The following is an 18,735-nucleotide window of genomic DNA, read 5'->3' as shown; positions in this document are numbered from 1 at the left end:
ATTGGGCGGCGGTCAGCGGCCTATTGGCAAGAACCTATTGGTTACTCGCCGGCCTGCCAGCCATTGGTGATCGGGTAGCGCCGGTCGCGGCCGAAGCCGCGCTCGGAGATGCGCACCCCTACCGCCGCCTGGCGGCGCTTGTATTCATTGCGATCCACCAGGCGCACCACACGCATAACGACGTCCCGATCAAACCCTTTGCCGATGATCGTCTCGGCGCTGTAGTCGTGATCCACGTAGAGGCGCAAAATTTCATCCAGAATCTCGTAGGGCGGCAGGCTGTCGGAATCCACCTGATCTGGCGCCAGCTCAGCGCTCGGCTCGCGGGTTATCACGGTTTCCGGGATTACCTCGGACACCGAATTGCGGTAGCGAGACAGGGCATACACCAGGATTTTCGGCACGTCTTTCAGGGCGTTGTAGCCGCCCACCATGTCCCCATAGAGCGTGGCATAGCCCACGGCCATCTCGCTCTTGTTGCCGGTGGTCAGCACCATGTAACCCTTTTTGTTGGAGATGGCCATCAACAACATACCGCGGGCGCGGGCCTGCAGGTTTTCCTCGGTGGTATCCCGTTCGCTGCCTTCAAACTCTTTGGCCAGCGCCGCCATGGCCGCATCGAAGATCCCCTCAATGCCGATCACCCGGTAATGAATACCCAGGCGGTGCGCCTGATCCGCCGCATCATTTTTCGACAGATCGGAGGTGTAGCGGAACGGCATCATCACCGCCTCCACGCGATCCGGGCCGAGCGCGTCCACCGCGATCGCCAGGGTCAACGCGGAATCGATACCGCCAGACAGCCCCAGGACCACACCCCTGAAGCCATTCTTATTCACATAGTCACGCACCCCCAATACCAGCGCCTGATACACCGAGGCGAGGTCTTCCAGAGGCTCCGCGTCGTTGCCCTGGGCGATGCTCACTTCGTCGCCGTCGGCCTCTACCGTGACCGGCAGCAGGCTCTCGATAAACTCGGGAGCCCGCCCGCGCAGACTGCCGTCTTTATCCACGGCAAAGGAGCCACCATCAAATACCAGCTCGTCTTGACCGCCAACGGAATTGACGTAGACAATCGGCATGTCACCGGCCTGTGCCTGGCGCCCCAGCAGCGCCAGGCGCTCGGCGGCCTTGCCACGATGGAAGGGAGAGGCATTGATATTCAGCATCAGCTTGGCACCGGAATGCTTGGCCTGCGCCACGGGCTCCGGGTGCCAAATGTCCTCACAAATGGTAATCGCAGTGGGAATGCCTTTGATGTCCACCACACACGGCTGGTCACCGTGGGCAAAGTAGCGCAGCTCGTCAAAGACCTGGTAATTGGGGAGCTTCTGCTTGGCGTACTCGGCAACCAGCTTGCCATCCTGAATCAGCCCCGCCATGTTGAGCACGGTGCCGCCTACCACACGGGGGTACCCCACCAGTACCGCGCAGGGAAGCGCCGCTTCCTGCAACTGGTTCAGGGCATCGTCGATACGCTTTTGCATACTGGGGCGCAGCAGCAGGTCTTCGGGCGGGTAACCACACAGGGTTAGCTCCGGAAACAGAACCAGATCGGCACCGTGTTCGCGGCGCGCCCGGCGAGCGATCTCGACCACTTGGTCGGTATTGCCCGGGATATCCCCCACCATTAGATTGATTTGCGCCAGCACTAGCTGCAAAGTAGACATCTTGTAACCCCATTGCGTTGAGGCCGCTATTGTAGCCACGCAGCGAAAGCGCACAATATCTGCTGGGGCAAGAACCTACTCACACCAAGAGAATAAAAAGTGAGCGACCAATCCCCAGCGGCCAACCAGCTCGCGAGTGCTTCGGGTTTTTCCATGCCATCCGCTACGGCTACAGAAACCACCGCAGACAATAAGAGCAATGGGAGCCCAACCCCCAGGCAATTACGCCTGCGCCAGCGGGACCTGCTGAAGATCTACGCCTGGTACCGGGTTGCCATGAGCCTCGTCCTGCTCGGGCTTTTCATCTCCGGCATTAGCCGCGGTTCCGTCGGCACCCTGTTCCCGGCACTCTATTTGAACACCGCCATCAGCTATTCGATCCTGAATATCGCCTGGATTATCTTCCTCTACCCCAGTCGATTCCGCACATCGCCCCGGCGTATCGGCAGCATTCTCGGCTGCGATATCCTCGCCTTTTTATTATTGATCCAGGCAAGCGGTGGGCTCGATTCCGGCATTGGCTACCTGCTGTTAACAACCTGTGCGGTAGGCTCACTGCTACTAGACCGGCGCATGAGCGCCTTCCTGGCGGCAATCGCCAGTATGGCGGTCATTGGCCAGCATGTACTAAACACCTTTAATGAACGGGCCGATACTCAGGATATCGTGTCGGCAGGCAGTCTCGGTATTCTGCTTTTCACCAGTGTGACCGCACTGCAATACCTTTCCACCCATATCCAGCTGGCAAACGAAAAAGCGGAGCAACAGCGTAGGCAGGCCGCGCGGCTGCAGCGCCTGACCCAGCAAATTGTGGCGCAAATGCGCACCGGTGTGATGGTGCTGAATGCGTCGGGAGAACCCGAGCTGATCAACCGTGCCGCGCGCCAGCTACTGGGCCCAAAACAACTACAGGACAGCGGCCTCGAGGGCGACCTGCTTATGCATTTGGCCGAACTGCGTCATCAACCCGGTACAACCAGTGGTATCGTTCAGGGAGACCCTGGCAGCGAAATCCGGGCCAGTGTCACCGCGTTAAGTGGCGACACTTCCGACAGCTCGCTGGTATTCCTGGAGGACAACCGCAAACTGACCCAGCAAGCACAACAACTCAAACTGGCCTCCCTTGGCCGGCTCACCGGCTCCATTGCCCACGAAGTACGCAATCCCCTCAGCGCAATCAATCACGCGGCCGAGCTACTCTCGGAGTCCGAGTCTATCAGCGGTGAAGATCGCCAACTGACGGAGATTATCGGACGTCACAGCCAACGGGTTAATCAGATCATCGAAAATGTTATGCAGCTGTCGCGCCGCCAGGCCCCAAAAACAGCCATGCATGATCTTCGCCAATGGGCCACCACATTTTTGGAAGAGTACCAGCGAGAAACCAATCACCAGTACCAAGTAACGCTCACTAGTCCTGACACACCGGTACACGCACGGTTTGACCCCAATCAAATGGCGCAGGTTGCGACCAATTTATGTAACAACGCTGTGCGACACTCCCACCAAGCGCTGGGACGCTCCGTTGCAGAAATCGCTATCCGGTTTAACCCGAGCCGTGAGTGCGCGCAACTGGATTTTATCGACTTGGGGGACGGTGTAACAGAAGAGCACAAAGACAAAATTTTTGAGCCTTTTTTCACAACTGCAGCAACCGGTGCCGGCCTGGGACTATATATTGCGCGGGAATTATGCGAATCTAATCGGGCAAACCTGTACTACTGCAGAGACCCCAAAAATCGCAGCTGCTTCCGAATAGATTTCGCCAGCACCGAGCAGATTTTCTAACGACGTTTCTGATTGTCGATCAATAATAACGCTGAACATGATGACCGACCGTCAACCCATTGCCCTGGTTGTCGATGACGAACCAGATATTTGTGACCTGATCTCCATGACGCTGCAGCGCATGCATGTGCGCGCAGATATTGCAATGTCAGTTGCGGAGGCGCGTCGACGACTGCAGGAAAAACAGTACGATTTCTGCCTGACGGATATGCGCCTGCCTGACGGTGACGGGCTGGAACTGGTAGAAACAATCCAAAACCTCCCCGCGGATCGCACCCTCCCCGCTGCAGTGATCACCGCCCACGGCAATATGGATACGGCTATTGCCGCACTTAAGCTCGGCGCATTCGATTTTGTCAGCAAGCCCGTTAACCTCGCGCGCCTGCGCACACTGGTACAAATGGCTCTGCGCCTGGGTGAGGATCGGTTCCTGAAAAAGCAGGAATTTCCAGCGCTGCTGCAAGGGCAATCAGTCGCCATACAGGCACTGCGCACTAAAATCGAAAAAGTTGCGCGAAGCAATGCACCCGTCCACCTTTTCGGAGAGGCCGGTGCCGGTAAGGAGCTCACAGCGCGCTGTATTCACCAACTGGGCCCCAGATCCGATAAAGCATTTGTCACGGTGCACTGCTCAAGTATTCCTGGGGAGCAGTTTGAGCGCGTATTGTTTGGCAGCAAGGATAGTAACGGTGACAACGAAGGACTTCTGGCTGCGGCCAATGGCGGTACGGTTTTTTTCGACGAAATCGCCGAGCTGCCGAAAGAGATACAGGGAAAGCTGGTACAGGTCATTGAAGAGAAGCGCCTACCTGCGAGCGCGCATAACAGTCCAACCCCTCTCGACGTGCGCGTTATCAGCAGCACACGAAAATTGCTTTCTACGCTCACCCGCAGCGGCCACTTCCGCAGTGACCTGTACTTCCGACTAAATGTAATTGACCTCGTGGTACCACCACTGCGAGACAGGGCTGAAGACGTACCATTACTAACACGCTTTCTGTTGCGCAGGTTAAACGAAAATCAGAGGGGGGGCACTCCTCGCGTCAGCCAGGAAGCGCTGAATTCACTGCTTTGCTACTCCTTCCCCGGTAACTTGCGCGAGCTCGAAAATATTCTTGAGCGGGCGCTGACACTGTGTGAGTCCAGCACCATTCGCCCGCAAGATCTGGATCTGGGCGGTGGACCCCAGATACTCCCGGCGACCTCTCCCCCACCCTCATCGAACAGCGAATACGACGAGCGGGGTAATAGCGCTCACGCCATTAGCGAGCAAGCCACCTACCCCGGTCAATTTAGCGCAGCCGATCACGAAACGCTGGACGACTTCCTGGAGACCATTGAGCGCGATGCCATTGAATTGGCGCTCAGCCAGACCCGCTGGAACAAAACAGCTGCTGCCGCAAAACTTGGGATCAGTTTTCGCTCACTGCGATACCGACTAAAAAAATTAGGATTGGAAAGCGAATAACCCGGCAAAAGCCGGGTTATTCGTAAACACTCGGCCCAGATTACCAACAATCAGTGCCATGCGGGCCGCTCGCATTGCGCACCCCTGCGTTGGTCAGCGTCAGACTCCCACACTTACTATCCAAAGCCTGTGTAGTACCGGCGACAGGCGTCGCTGTAAGCGTATAGCTAGTCGCATCATAATTGGCAGTCACATTGTACATACCCTCACCGGAAGCAATTCCACCACCATCTTTTAATGTGGTCGCCACCGAGCAATTTACGCTGTCATAACTGCTATAAGTGGTGAAGCAACGCTGTAAGCGATGCGCCACATCGTTTAATGCGGCCTTGGCATCCGCGCGATTACTTTTGCGCACGGAATCCATATAGGAAGGGTAAGCAATTGCAGAAATAACTCCCATAATTGCGATAACTATCAACAGTTCAATTAAGGTAAAACCGGTTTGTTTTTGCATTTTTTGAATCTCAACCTTTGTAAAGCTTATCGCAACTGACGCCAGGACATACGGCCAACCGCCTCGGTTGGGAAACCACCTTCCGGCACGGCCACATCGCCGCGAATATTACTTGTGGGCAGATAGGCCTTTTCACCGCTGCGGATGATTTCCGAATAACTAATTACCGCATAATCCACTTCCACACCGTCTTCGCCGAAGATACTGTGCCCCTCGTAACGGTCACCTACCGCCACCAGTTCCATTAGCCAGCCGCTACCACCAAAGGAACAGGGGTCCGTTGAGGTAATGGTGGTTGGGAACAGAAGGCGATCGTAAACCAACAGCGGCTTACTGATCACGCGTTCGCCCGTAACACCACCAGAGTATGACAGGTCAAGGTACCAGCCTTTTTTGGTTTCCCAAAAGCTGGTATCCGTGTTTCCTGCCACCTCGCGCACGCCATCGGCCTCTGTGGAAATGGTTTTTTGGAACAATTGATCACGACCAGTGACCTGAGCATCCTCATCGGCAATCGCGTAGAAGCTATTGATTACAGTGCCCACAGCGTTATCGGTACTCGCCATATACTGGCCGGTACCGAAGTAGACCATGATTGCGTTGTCCATTTCACCATTGAGGCCAAGCGTCGGCGTAGAGGTAATCGGCTGTGGGTTGCCGCTCGAGTCTACCGCAGTAAACAGCGGTAAATTGGTTTGCCCCTGGGATAAGGCCACGTCCCAGTTACTCGCATTGTTTGCACTGAGATCGAATTTCCACATATTGCCGAGCAGGTCGCCCGCGTAGGCGGTGATCACTTCACCATCGGCATTGGCAATCAACGCAGGCCCTGCGAGACCATTGTTACCGGTATCATTTACTTCGATCACCTGAGTTTCGGTCAGCGGATTTTCTAAGTCCACGGCAAACAGGCGCGCTCGGTCATTTTCAGAGTTGTAGCCATTGCCAAAAATCAGTTTCCAGCCATCATTGGTCGGTGCGATCAGGGGCTCGCCGGTGATATTGCCAATACCGGGGAAATCCGCCTCGGTTAATTCGAACAATACGTCTGACGCATCGAAACCGTCAGGATTGGTGACATCCAAAGCAAAGATACCGCGACCGCCGGCCCCCAAAGAGCCAACCAAGATGTTCTTCCAAGCACCATTTACAAAGGCATCACCCACAAACAGCTTGCCGTCCATACTATAAGCGTGCGGGTTAGTCGTGCTACCGTAATCAGTTTCAGCTATGTTGGCCAGCTGTTCATAGACACCCGAAGGTATATAGGCAAATAGCTCCTCACCGGTAGAGGCATCGAATGCGTGCAGCATGCCGTCATTGGCACCGACGTAAATAACCTGGCGACGATTTTCCTTCTGACTGGAATAGTAATTATCGTAAGCGAGGCCACCCAGCGCTTCGGAAAGGTTACTGAAGTTGTACTTCTGATCACCGGCAAATACCGGACTGGAGTTCACAATATCTCCCAGCAACGAACTGCGTTCACGCAAGCCGGTAACGTCCGCACCACGAATCCAGTTCAAGCGCTCCTGCCCCTGGGCATCAGTACCGCCATCCTTCAAAGCAGTTTGTTGCGCGGCAGTCAAGTTTGCCCAGGTAAAATCAACACCTGCCGTACCGTTATGGGTTACGATATCCCGCAAGGCCGGACTCGCAAAATCGTCGTTTTCAGTCTGCCATTTCGTAGTCCCGACACTACCGTCACTATTCAGGTTCAATGCTCGGATTTCGCCGCTCCAGTCAGTGCTGTTAAAGCGAGCCTGATAAATCACGGTATCGGTACCGAGACGGGTGGAGTTGGTGGCTACCGAGGAGGCAGAACCATCTGTACGCCCAACGATGTTTTCCAGCACTTCAGACAGGTCTTCAGCAAAAGACTGAGGGTCTGCGGCACTAAAGAATCCACCGCGGCCATTAACGGAAGCGTGCAGCAAGTCATCTACTTTTGCCGAGTTACTGTTCGGATTAGGCCAAGTTACGGTCGCACCAGATTGAATTGCTGCAAACGCGGTATCTTTATTGACCGATCCCTCAACGCCAAAAGCCACACCGAAGGTAACCATATGCTGCCAAAAGGCAGGATCGATGGTGTCGTCTTTCACCGGCACCTGATTGTCAAGATCTGTACGCAGGTCGTTCTTCCAATAATACATCGCCACATCGGCAACCGTATTACTGTGTGAGTCGGTAAACGGAGATACCGCACTGTAGGTATAGGATTGTCCGTCGGGTCCGGTGATCTCCGTACCGTCAGTGCCATCCACATTGTTACGAGCATCTGCCGTACCAGCTTGACTTGAATTCCAGTAACCATCGGTCATCAAGATGGTATAGCTGGCGCGGCAGGCCAAGTGTGCCGTGTCATCCTCAACTCCCGGGTCCTGGCCCCACGGCCCCTTGTTATCCGTACGAGAAAAATATTGACCCGCATCATCCAGTGCACGTCGCAATGGCGTGCCGGAAGTGGTGACGTCTCCCTGGTATAAATTGTCGAAAAAGGTTGAGCGATTAGTACCAGAGAAAGCTCGCACACCCGCCTTGATGGTACGAGTGTTCACACCATCGACGGCTGTATTTGCTTGATTGATTGTTCCATAGCCAACGCGCAAATCCTCCCCTTGCGCCTGGAACGCGCGGCCGATACCCGCACGAGCAGCCAGCGTACGCGAGCGATAATAGGTATACCAATTGGCAAAGTTCTGTATTTCCTGTTCGTAGGTGCAGCTACCAGCAATACAGTCGGTGCGTTCATCACGACCGTGTCCTGTGTACGTAGAAACGCCAGGCTTAATCTCCTGCTTGGTGTAATTGCCAATAACCCACTCATCGGTACCGCTATACCAGTAATAAGTTGCCGGCATGTATTTCTGCGCTGCATCAGTCGAGGTGCAGGCGACATTTCCATCGGTGCCTTTGCTACAACTAACCCAGCCATTATTGTTGTAGTTAGTATTTTCTACGGTAAGGTTCCGAGCTATTGCATTGACTGTTGTGGTTCCGGTGGGACAATCGCCCGTATGATCGGGGTTATGCAGGGCACAGGCAGGCTTAGCATTCGAGTACAAAGTCCCATCATGTTTTAACCACGGCTCGTAGGTAATAGAGGGGTCGTAGTAACTTTTATTGATTTGCGGGGAACGCATCATAACACCGTATGGATTGGTGCCATCCGCGGTGACGACCTGATAATTTGCGTCCTTAGACTGATTGAAATTCGCGGATCCATAAACATTATCCGCGCGCGGGAAAATAAACGCTGTGTTTCTACGGTAATCTTCTGGCGTTATTTCAAACTGCATGGACCCCGAGTCGTCGAGAATAAACATCACATTCGGGGGAGAACCCGCACTGAGAAACAGCGGGCTCTGCGCCATATCCACCGACATCGCACTGTGGCTAACACTCAGGCTCATTACCGCGGCAGCCAGTCCGGCATAGAATTTTTTCACATTCAATTTTTTATACATGAAGCTTTCCTTGAGCCGAACTTAGCGCTTATAGGTAGACTGGAGAATAACCACCGCATCCGGGGTACCACCTTCAGCACGGCTGGTGACGCGGTAATACACCGTGTCTTCCGTCTTCAGGGTACTGGCGAAATCCACCGCACCACCGTCGGATGCATTAGTGGTGATCGTTGAGGTAACTTCTTCGATCACATACTGGGGCTGGCTAGCGACCAACTGAACACCCGCCGAACTGCGAATCGAACCCGCATCCCATCCATAGCTATCCCAATAACCGGTACTACTGGAGCCATCCATCGCCTGTACCAAACCGGCAGTGGTGCCATCAAAAACGGGAATGGTCGCGCCGGTAAGCACCTCCTCACCCGCACGCAGGCCCGCCTCGGCGGACTGAAACGCGAGGTTGCGGTCGCGCATATTACCGGCCATTAGTTCCTGCATACCGCTGCCGCGAATAGCCGCCATGCCCACTAAAGTCATCAGCAGCACCATAATGAGACCGACAATCAACGTCATCCCGCGCTGACCTCGGATTGCATTGAAGCTTGTTACTTTTTTCATAATCTTCTCGTGATTGACGCTTCGATCAGGGCAAGCGACTGCGGATGCCTACGGTATTGATAAACACTTGGCGCAAACGACGATCACCGGGCGTTGCGTTGGTGACACCATTGAACGTATACGGCTGCTCTTCCTGCAGTAAATTGTCTTCCGTACTCTGAATCAAGAGCTGAACACGCACACTGGAAATATCCTCCCAATCAGCAGTCGTGGTGAGGGCAGAGGCATTAACATAGACATCAGGAATACCATCGCCAGAGGTGTCGCGGCCATAGGTAAGCTGCATATTCTCGACTCCCTCCAGCAGTTCCAACGCGGTACCACCGTTGGTCTTCTGCCAAAGACTTGGCTGGCCGTTGCTATCTCCGATGTAATACAGCGACGTATTCATCTTGATAATTTCGGAATCATCGCCAAAGGTCTCCTCGGGATTGCTATTGCCCCCCCAAGAGGAGATGGCGTTGCCAGGCGTAGCGTTTGCGCCAGAGTGAACAACATTGACCTCCAGAGCGCCACCGCCTGCTGCTTGCAAGTTGGTAACTTGGAAAACCCGTGCCTTGGAGCAGTCGGACACCACCAGAATATCGTTTTCACACAGGCCGCTGTAACTATCCAAACCCGCACCACAACTGGCCGTCACCCCGGTATCTTCCGCGAACAACTGGGCACTGTCGTTGTTACGGGTAACATCCACACCATTACCATTGGCCCCACGTACTACCAATACATCGGTGCCCTCGACAATATCTGTTGGGTAGTCAGCAGGGGGAGTGGCACCAACATTATCCAGTCCCTCAATACCGATCTCGAAGTTGTAATCGAGGCCGCCGGAGTCATTCAGCGTATTGGTAAAATTTAGGTTGCGGCTCATACATCCCATGTAGCCGGCCATACGAATATCTTCGGCAAGAAACTCCATCGCCAGGCGGCCACTTTCCTGCACCCGTGCCAGTGCCTGCTGGGTAGAAAAAGTGGTACGGCTCGACAGGAACAGCTGCACCACACCGGTCATCAAAATCAGTCCGATGGTGAGAGAGATCATCAACTCAACCAATGAAATACCCTTTTGGCTGTACATAGTTCTTTGGGTATGCATTTTTCTCAACATTACTTATTAACCCTCATAGTCGAGTGGTGTAGACGAACTCACTTTCGCCTTCATTGGCATCGCCGGAACTATTTTGCTCACCCCACTGGATGGTGACGGTGCAGAAATTGGTGGCCGCGACACACTCAATACCACCATCGGCAGCCGGCAGCGTATCTTCCACATTGGTAAGCCATTCGCCCATATCCTGTTGCGCCAGAGTGCCTCCGGTAGGCTTGGCATCATCAACCCCAAGGGAATAACTCGCAGCATTGGCGCGGTTAATACGCGCACGATCAAGAATGTCGTAAGCGAGAATATTGGCTTGGGAGCGCAGATAGGCACTATGGTTGTATTGCAGCGATTGACTTTGCAGCGCGGCAAGCGCAAGCAGAGAGGTACCGAGAATCAGCACGGTTACCAAGACTTCTATCAGGCCAGCGCCCTGTTGTTTCTTCATTGGAATTCCTTTTTTAGGAGCAGCCAGCTGTTAAGAGCAACCAGAGGTGCTGCGCTTGGTGCTCAACATTCCTGCGGCACCCACAGTAATCTGCCGTGCACTGTTACTGCTGCAGCCGTTAAAACTGGTATTCAGGGTCACTTCACCGGTACCTGACAGACCAAGTGTTCCCTGGCGTGTGAAACGAACAAAGCTAGGAGAGGATCCACCCTGCGTCGCGGTTACTGTGGCACCATTACCGGGAGCCTCCCAGAAGCGCAGCACCGCCGCACTATTAGCAACTATTGGAGAGGCTGCGTCGTCCGTTGCCGCAGTGTCCACTACCACAATCCAGTTATCGGCCCAGCCCCCATCACAATCCGTTCCGTCACTGCTGCCACACAAGGTAACCCGCTCGCCCCTCTTGATCGCCTCACTACGTGCGTACTGAAGCGCACCTAATATCTCCTCCCCCAGGGTGGCAGAGCGAGTGTTCTGGACCATGGAATTGAAGCTCGGGATGGCGATACCAACCACGACGGCAAAAACCGTCATAGTGACCAACAGTTCAATCAAGGTCAGCCCCTGCTGTTTAAATCCCATAATGTGTAAGCCCCCGGATATTCTGCTTTTTATTACTTCTGGATTACCGCTCGTATTTCATCCACTTCTTAGCAGCTCAGCCTATTGCCAAAGATGGTACGGTTGAACTGCTAATACTGGCGCCGATTCTATCTTAAGAGGCATTTCCAATGTGCCCGCACTGGATGCCTAAATAGCGCGATGTTAGCTTTTGCGCACCCTATCACGCTTGCTGCGCGTACAGCAGTAGTGACCGACAAGCGGCGAGTTGAAGGGAGCAAGCGGCGGCCAGGACGGCAACCGCTGAAAATATATACAAGTCAGGGAGGAACTGTGAACCAACGTGGTCTCACATTAATTGAGCTGCTGATCACATGCAGCATTCTCGGCATCTTGCTCGCGATTGGTATACCCAGCTTTCAGCAACAGCTGGAAACCAGCCGCACAAGGGCCGCTGCCGACGCACTTCTACAAGCCATCCACCTCACTCGCAGTAAAGCCGTCAGTACAAACCGCCGGGCAACCTTGCGCAGGCTCGACACCTGGCATGCAGGCTGGGAAGTCTTTTATGACCGGGATTTCGATGGGGAGCGTGATGCCGATGAACAGCAAATCACCACAGGCACAGCTCTCATTGGGGTAACGATTGACGGCAATGGGCCACTGACCAATTACGTTTCGTTTATTGGCTCGGGGGAAAGCCGTTATGCGGGTACCGCAAACGGTGGCGGCTTTCAGGCAGGGACCTTCACTATTTGTCCGACAACCCCGGGAGAAGGTTACCAACTAATTCTCGCGCGCAGCGGCCGTGTCCGGGTGGACAGGGTCACTGCTGCAGATTGCGAGTAGAATGCTGTGCGGGTCAGGCCCGCAACTCTTTGGGTAGGCTGAAGCTGATGTTTTCCGGGATACCGGCCACTTCATCCGGGGCGTCCGCGCCCAGATCTCGCAGTTTCTTGATCACTCGCTCCACCAGTACTTCCGGTGCCGATGCGCCAGCAGTGATACCAATGCGTTTTTTTTCCTTCAGCCAGGAAGCATCAATGCAATCCGGGCCGTCAATCAGGTAGGCCTCGGCACCGCAGCGCTCGGCGAGCTCACGCAGGCGATTGGAGTTGGAGCTGTTCGGGCTTCCCACTACCAGCACCAGGTCACACTCCAGCGCCAGCTGCTTCACCGCATCCTGACGGTTTTGGGTGGCATAGCAGATATCATCCTTGCGCGGGCCGCGAATACTGGGGAACTTGGCCCGCAGAGCATCGATCACCCGGGAGGTATCGTCGACGGATAGAGTAGTCTGGGTAACAAAGGTCAAATTGGAGGGATCTTTTACTTCCAGCTGCGCCACGTCCTGCTCATCTTCCACCAAATAGATGGCGCCGCCAATACTGGTGTCGTACTGCCCCATGGTGCCTTCCACTTCGGGGTGCCCTTCGTGACCGATCAGAATACATTCACTGCCATCGCTGCTGAATTTGCTGACTTCAATATGCACCTTGGTGACCAGCGGACAGGTTGCATCAAACACTTTCAAACCGCGATCGGCCGCTTCCTGCTGCACGGCTTTGGATACACCGTGCGCGCTGAAGATCACGATCACGTCGTCCGGCACTTCATCCAGCTCGTCCACAAACACCGCACCGCGCTCACGCAGGGCATCTACAACAAATTTGTTGTGTACCACTTCATGACGCACATAGATGGGTGCTCCAAACACATCCAACGCGCGGTTCACGATATCAATAGCGCGGTCAACACCGGCGCAGAAGCCGCGAGGATTGGCGAGACGAATTTGCATCTTACTGTGTCCTTGACCTATTTAAGCCGTCTAATTAATTGACCGAGGCCACTTCGAGAATTTTTACGTGGAAGAATACGGTTTGACCGGCGAGAGGGTGATTGAAATCCACCTCCACATCATCCTCGCCAATTGCGCGAATCACACCCGGCAATTCTCCATCACCGTTATCAAACGAAACCACCAGCCCCTCTTCCAACTCCATATCCGGTGAGAAATGGCCTTTTTTCACCTTCTGAATATTGGATGGGTTGCGCTGGCCGAAGCCCGCTTCCGGGGGAACTTCGATCTCCGCCTCGTCACCGGCCTTCAGACCGAGCAAGGCGCTTTCAAAACCAGGCAGCAGATTACCGTCACCAACGATAAACGTGGCTGGCTCACCTTCAAAATTGGAGTCAATTTCCGAACCGTCATCCAGCTTCAATGCAAAGTGCAAGGTGACCCGGCTGTGTTCGCCAATTACGTTATTACTCATACTACTTCTCTAACAGATACGTCCGTTCAGCGATTAGGCTTCCGCGCCACTCTTGTTCGATTCTTCGTCTTTTTCTTTAAAAAACAGCAGCTCGATCAACAACATTGCTGCGCCCACGGAAATCGCCATATCGGCAACGTTGAATACCGGAAAATGCCAGTCTCCGTAGTACACGGAGATAAAGTCACGTACATAACCGAGCAGCATGCGATCCCACAGGTTACCCAGTGCACCGCCAAGAATAAGCGCCAACGCCATGGGCTCCCAGCGTTTGTCCGCCGGCAATTTCTTGATCCAGACAACCACCACGGCACTGAATATCACTGCCACCGCGCCGAAAAACCAACGTTGCCAGCCACCGGCATCCGCCAGAAAGCTGAACGCGGCACCGTAATTTTCGGCATAGGTGAACTGCAAAAAGCCGGGAATAATCTGCAGTGGCGGCCCATACATAAAGCGCTCCACCGCCCAAACTTTAGTGGCGATATCAATCACAATCACCACCAGCGACAGCAGGTACCATCTCCAGGGTGCCGCGAACAGGCCAAACGAAGACTTGGGCTTGAGAGCGTTAGGCATAGTGTTCCTCATGCAAAATCGCGTTGTTCATGCAAGGTCGCATTGCTCATACAAAGTAGCGCTTATTACGCAAAGTGACGCTCTTCACCATTGCCACTTACGTTTTCTACACAGCGCCCACACAATTCCGGGTGCTCACTATTGCTGCCCACATCTTCACGATAGTGCCAGCAGCGACCACATTTCGGCGCATCAACTTTATGCACGGATACGCGCAAGCCGGCGAGTTCTGTTTCCTCGGCACCGGCTGCGTCCGCAATCGGCTGCACGGAGGTGGAGGAACAAATCAGCACAAAGCGCAGTTCATCTTTCAGTGCATCCAGCTTGGCTTGCAGTGCTGGGTCGGCAAACAAAGTCACCGCGGCCTGCAGGGAGCCACCGATATTGCCCGCCGCACGCTGCTCTTCGAGCACCTTGTTCACCGCAGTTTTCACATCGGCAATGGCAGCCCAGAAGTCATCTCCCATTTCGATGCCTTGCGGCAACTCGGGGAATTCATGCCATTCCGCCAGCATGACGCTGTCTTCGGTATTGCCCGGGATGAACTTCCACAGCTCCTCCGCGGTGAAGCTCAGGATCGGCGCAACCCAGCGCACAAACGCCTGCATGATGTGGTACAGCGCAGTTTGTGCGGAGCGGCGCGCAACACTGTCTGCCTGAGTGGTGTACTGGCGATCCTTGATGATATCCAGGTAGAAACCACCCATTTCCACTACACAGAAGTTATGCAACTTCTGATAGATCTGGTGGAACTGATAGCGATCGTAGGAAGCGATAATCTCTTCCTGCAGCTTCGCGGCCTGCTCCAGCGCCCAGCGATCCAGCGCCAGTAAGTCTTCCACCGGCAACAGATCTTTCGCCGGGTCAAAGCCCGCCAGGTTAGACAGGAAGAAGCGCGCAGTGTTACGCAGGCGGCGGTAAGAATCCGCGGTGCGCTTCAGGATTTCGTCAGAAACCCCCATCTCGCCACTAAAGTCGGTGGCCGCAACCCACAGACGTAATACGTCCGCGCCCAGTTTATTGATCACATCCTGAGGAGCCACCACGTTGCCAACGGACTTCGACATCTTGCGGCCCTGCGCATCCACGGTGAATCCATGGGTCAGCACTTGCTTGTAGGGGGCGCAATCGTTGATGGCGATAGAGGTTTTCAGGGAAGACTGGAACCAACCGCGGTGCTGGTCTGAACCTTCCAGATACAGATCCGCCGGGAAGCGCAGGCCTTCACGGCGCTCAAGCACTGCGTGGTGGGTTACGCCGGAGTCGAACCATACGTCCAGGGTATCGGTGACCTTCTGGTAATTATCCGCTTCATCACCCAACAGCTCTTTGGCATCCAGGTCGAACCAGACGTCCATACCGCCTTCTTCAACCTTCTGCGCCACTTTTTCCATCAGTGCCGGGGTGTCCGGATGAATCTCCTGGGTTTCCTTGTTCACGAACAGCGCGATAGGTACACCCCAGGTACGCTGGCGGGAGATACACCAATCGGGGCTGGCATCCAGCATGGAGTCGATACGCGCTTTACCCCAGCCCGGGATCCACTGTACTTCGTCCGCCGCTTTCTGCGCGTGTTCCAGCAAATCGTTCTGTTGCATGCTGACAAACCACTGCGGGGTAGCGCGATAAATCAGCGGCGTCTTGGTGCGCCAGCAGTGCGGGTAGCTGTGCAGCAGTTTGTCCTCAAACAGCAGCACGCCTTTTTCTTTCAGCAGCTCGACAATTTTGCCGTCAACTTTGTAGACGTGCTCACCGGCAAACACGGGCACCGCATCGCGGAATACTCCATTGTCGTCGACATAATTCAGGGTCTCGATACCGTAACGCTTGCCCACATTGAAATCGTCCGGGCCGTGGTCCGGTGCGGTATGCACACAGCCGGTACCTGCATCGGTGGTGACGTGATCACCGAGGATGACCGGCAGCTCTTTGTCGTAGAAGGGATGCTTGATCTTGAGGTGTTCCAGCGCGGCACCGCGAATACGGCCAACCACTTCGCCTTCCAGGCCTGCACGCGCCAAGACGTCATCTTTGAGTGCCTCGGCAAGCAGGAGGCGCTTGTCGCCCACCTGTACAACCACGTACTCCAGGTCGCCGTTTACGGATACGGCTTGGGAAGAAGGCAGGGTCCAGGGGGTGGTGGTCCAGATCACTACAGAAAGCTGACCATCACCGGCGTGACCACCGGCTGCATCGGCAATGGCCAACGCAGTTTCGTCGGTTACCGGGTAGCAAACGTCGATAGAGAATGAGGTTTTATCCTGGTACTCGACTTCCGCTTCGGCCAGGGCGGATCCACCCACCACACTCCAGTAGACCGGCTTGAAGCCACGGGAAAGGTGACCGTTTTTCACCACACCCGCCAGGGAGCGAATGATGTCAGCTTCGAACTGGAAGTCCATGGTGCGGTATGGATTGTCCCACTCACCGAATACACCGAGACGGATAAAGTCTTTCTTCTGGCCTTCGACCTGCTTGGCTGCGTACTCACGACATTTCTGACGGAAAGTCTTGTGATCCACCTTAACGCCGGCCTTGCCAACCTTCTGCTCCACTTTGTGTTCGATGGGCAGGCCGTGGCAGTCCCAACCGGGCACGTAGGGGGCGTCGAAGCCGCTCAGGGTTTTCGACTTTACGATGATGTCCTTGAGGATTTTGTTAACCGAGTGGCCAATGTGAATATCGCCGTTGGCATAGGGAGGACCGTCGTGCAGGATAAATTGCTCACGACCGGCGCGGGCTTCACGAATCTTTTCGTAGAGCTTGCCTTCTTGCCATTTTTTCAGAATCTCCGGCTCCCGGTTAGGCAAGTTGCCACGCATCGGGAAATCGGTTTGAGGAAGATTCAGGGTCGCTTTGTAGTCGGTCATTGGCTATCTACTTCGGTTGTAGCTCAGAAATAATTCATTCTTTGTGCCTTTACACACTTCGTTAGGGAAACTTTCTTACGAAGTGCAAGGCTAAAAACCTAAGCTGGAGTGCTGGGGATCAGGTTTCAAAACCGTCGGTGACAGGACGTCACCGCCGGAGCGTACATGGATGTACTCGCAGCGATTTTGAAACCTGATCCCCAGTGCTCCAGCGCCACCGGAGAAAAGAAAGAGCTCCGGGGTTCTTTAATCTCGTTCAGTGGCGGCAGGGCACTGGGGGCGAGTTTTCAGGACCGCTGTAAACCCATCCCTGGGCGCTGCGGCGCAAACTTCCTGTTTGCGACGCTCCTGAAAACTCACCCCCAGCCCCCTACCTTCGCATCTCACAAAATACTTCGTTGGATGCGACGGGGTAATTCGTGATGCTCAAGCTGGCTTGCGGTTAGCAAACCAGGCTTTTGCATTTTCAATGTCGTCGGCGATTTTTTGTTTGAGGATATCCAGCGACTCAAACTTTTCTTCATCGCGCAGCTTGTGGCAGAAAGTCACCGCAATTTCACGGCCGTAAAGGTCGCCGTTGAAATCGAACAGATGCACTTCCAGCAGCGGCTTGGCCCCCTCGCCTTCTACCGTGGGGCGGAAACCCACATTGGCAACGCCAGCCACTTCCATGCAGCTGCCACCCATAGGTGCGCCGCTAGTCCGCTTTGCCGTCACCGTGTATACGCCCACTAAGGGCGAGCGGTAGCGGTGCAACCGCACATTGGCAGTCGGCGCGCCGAGCTGCCGGCCGAGCGCACGACCGCGGGCAACAAGCCCGGTAATCCGGTATGGCTTGCCCAGCAATTGCTCAGCCAGGGCGAAATCCGCATCCTGCAGGGCCTTGCGGATACGCGTACTGCTCACTCGCTCACCACCAATCTGCAAGGTGGCGGTATCCTCGACACTAAAGCCGGATTTGGCGCCGGCCTGCTGTAGCAAGGCGTAATCACCACTGCGATCGCAGCCAAAACGGAAGTCATCGCCCACTACAAGGTGGCGCACCCCCAGGCCATCTACCAACACCTGCTGGATAAAGGCGTCGGCGCTCAAGCTGCGCAGGCGCTCGTTGAACTGCAGGCACAACACCCGGTCCACACCCGCATCGAACAGGGCCAGCACCTTTTCCTTGAAGCGCATCAGGCGCGCCGGGGCTTTTTCGCCGGAGAAGTACTCGTGGGGCTGGGGTTCGAAAATAATTGCCACCGAGGGCAGCTGGTGCTCAGCGGCCCGCGCGCGCAGCTGCGTGATAATGGCCTGGTGCCCCAGGTGCACGCCGTCAAACGACCCAATGGTGGCCACGCATCCGCGGTGGTGCGGGCGCAAATTGTGCAGCCCGCGTATCAGCTCCCGTTGCTCGGTCACAGTGCTCCAACCACCCTTTTCCGCCCTAGCAAAATCAAGCGGCGCAGTATACCGGATTTAACCGGCTTCTGGGCACCGTCAACCGTG

General features: G+C 55.0%; 15 protein-coding genes. 3 read left to right on the top strand and 12 right to left on the bottom strand.

The features are described from left to right. Window positions 1-41: 41 nt before the first annotated feature. Window positions 42-1,670, bottom strand: a complete 1,629-nt coding sequence (locus KUV22_RS15540) for an NAD+ synthase (RefSeq protein ID WP_222232623.1) — start codon at window positions 1,668-1,670, stop codon at window positions 42-44. 99 nt (window positions 1,671-1,769) lie between these two features. Between KUV22_RS15540 and KUV22_RS15535 the strand changes: the two genes are divergently transcribed. Further along, on the top strand, window positions 1,770-3,458 hold the full coding sequence (locus KUV22_RS15535) for a sensor histidine kinase (RefSeq protein WP_222232621.1): 1,689 nt from the start codon (window positions 1,770-1,772) through the stop codon (window positions 3,456-3,458). 40 nt (window positions 3,459-3,498) lie between these two features. After that, entirely contained in the window at window positions 3,499-4,926 is a 1,428-nt protein-coding gene (locus KUV22_RS15530) for a sigma-54-dependent transcriptional regulator (protein WP_222232619.1), read from the top strand. A 40-nt stretch (window positions 4,927-4,966) separates the two neighbouring features. On the opposite strand, the gene KUV22_RS15525 is transcribed toward KUV22_RS15530, so the two are convergent. The 6 genes from KUV22_RS15525 to KUV22_RS15500 are packed head-to-tail and all read right to left on the bottom strand — an operon-like array spanning window position 4,967 to window position 11,543. Next, window positions 4,967-5,383 (bottom strand): type IV pilin protein, encoded by a 417-nt coding sequence (locus tag KUV22_RS15525; protein WP_222232617.1) that lies wholly within the window; start codon window positions 5,381-5,383, stop codon window positions 4,967-4,969. 26 nt (window positions 5,384-5,409) lie between these two features. Then, complete coding sequence (locus KUV22_RS15520; RefSeq protein WP_222232615.1) at window positions 5,410-8,853, bottom strand: pilus assembly protein; 3,444 nt, start codon at window positions 8,851-8,853, stop codon at window positions 5,410-5,412. A gap of 21 nt (window positions 8,854-8,874) precedes the next feature. Further along, window positions 8,875-9,414: a pilus assembly PilX family protein gene (locus KUV22_RS15515; RefSeq protein WP_222232613.1), complete on the bottom strand. Its 540-nt coding sequence runs from the start codon at window positions 9,412-9,414 to the stop codon at window positions 8,875-8,877. Window positions 9,415-9,439: 25 nt separating this feature from the next. Then, window positions 9,440-10,492, bottom strand: coding sequence for a PilW family protein (locus KUV22_RS15510; protein ID WP_222232611.1), 1,053 nt, complete (start codon window positions 10,490-10,492; stop codon window positions 9,440-9,442). 43 nt (window positions 10,493-10,535) lie between these two features. Further along, window positions 10,536-10,961 carry a type IV pilus modification protein PilV gene (gene pilV / locus KUV22_RS15505; RefSeq protein ID WP_222232609.1) on the bottom strand — a complete coding sequence of 142 codons (426 nt, stop codon included), beginning with the start codon at window positions 10,959-10,961 and terminating at the stop codon, window positions 10,536-10,538. Window positions 10,962-10,991: 30 nt separating this feature from the next. Beyond that, entirely contained in the window at window positions 10,992-11,543 is a 552-nt protein-coding gene (locus KUV22_RS15500; protein WP_222232607.1) for a GspH/FimT family pseudopilin, read from the bottom strand. Window positions 11,544-11,855: 312 nt separating this feature from the next. On the opposite strand from KUV22_RS15500, the gene KUV22_RS15495 reads away from it, so the two are divergent. After that, entirely contained in the window at window positions 11,856-12,371 is a 516-nt protein-coding gene (locus KUV22_RS15495) for a GspH/FimT family pseudopilin (protein WP_222232605.1), read from the top strand. 13 nt (window positions 12,372-12,384) lie between these two features. Here KUV22_RS15495 and ispH read toward each other — a convergent pair whose 3' ends face one another. The 5 genes from ispH to ribF all read right to left on the bottom strand — a co-directional run bounded on the left by ispH (window position 12,385) and on the right by ribF (window position 18,648). Next, the gene (gene ispH, locus KUV22_RS15490; protein ID WP_222232604.1) at window positions 12,385-13,320 is read right to left on the bottom strand and encodes a 4-hydroxy-3-methylbut-2-enyl diphosphate reductase; all 936 of its coding nucleotides are present in this window, start codon (window positions 13,318-13,320) and stop codon (window positions 12,385-12,387) included. A gap of 34 nt (window positions 13,321-13,354) precedes the next feature. Then, window positions 13,355-13,795 carry an FKBP-type peptidyl-prolyl cis-trans isomerase gene (locus KUV22_RS15485; RefSeq protein ID WP_010132142.1) on the bottom strand — a complete coding sequence of 147 codons (441 nt, stop codon included), beginning with the start codon at window positions 13,793-13,795 and terminating at the stop codon, window positions 13,355-13,357. Between the two features lie 33 nt (window positions 13,796-13,828). Further along, window positions 13,829-14,374: a signal peptidase II gene (gene lspA, locus KUV22_RS15480; protein WP_222232603.1), complete on the bottom strand. Its 546-nt coding sequence runs from the start codon at window positions 14,372-14,374 to the stop codon at window positions 13,829-13,831. 65 nt (window positions 14,375-14,439) lie between these two features. Further along, window positions 14,440-17,244, bottom strand: coding sequence for an isoleucine--tRNA ligase (gene ileS, locus KUV22_RS15475; protein WP_222232602.1), 2,805 nt, complete (start codon window positions 17,242-17,244; stop codon window positions 14,440-14,442). Between the two features lie 426 nt (window positions 17,245-17,670). After that, complete coding sequence (ribF, locus tag KUV22_RS15470) at window positions 17,671-18,648, bottom strand: bifunctional riboflavin kinase/FAD synthetase (protein ID WP_222232601.1); 978 nt, start codon at window positions 18,646-18,648, stop codon at window positions 17,671-17,673. Window positions 18,649-18,735: the final 87 nt, after the last annotated feature.

Source organism: Microbulbifer agarilyticus (assembly GCF_019800665.1).
GTDB classification, from domain to species: domain Bacteria; phylum Pseudomonadota; class Gammaproteobacteria; order Pseudomonadales; family Cellvibrionaceae; genus Microbulbifer; species Microbulbifer agarilyticus_C.
Note: the sequence above shows the minus strand (reverse complement) of the source record. Positions and strands in the feature narration are given on the sequence as shown.